Consider the following 214-nt stretch of genomic DNA (forward strand, 5'->3'; position numbering starts at 1 on the left):
CAATCGGCTGTTAACCGATTTGTCGCAGGTTCGAATCCTGCCGGTGGAGCCATATTGGAGAGCTGTCCGAGTTGGCCGAAGGAGCACGATTGGAATTCGTGTAGACCGTTACCGCGGTCTCGAGGGTTCGAATCCCTCGCTCTCCGCCAGTAAAAATATGGCCCGTTGGTCAAGTGGTTAAGACACTGCCCTTTCACGGCAGTAACACGGGTTC

1 tRNA gene is annotated in these 214 nt (G+C 54.7%); it reads left to right on the forward strand.

Annotation, left to right across the window (positions count from 1 at the left end):
- Positions 1-56 precede the first annotated feature (56 nt).
- Positions 57-149 (forward strand) — tRNA-Ser (locus HOP45_RS20520).
- Positions 150-214 lie beyond the last annotated feature (65 nt).

The sequence above is a fragment of the Thalassobacillus sp. CUG 92003 genome (assembly GCF_013618635.1).
GTDB lineage: Bacteria > Bacillota > Bacilli > Bacillales > Halobacillaceae > CUG-92003.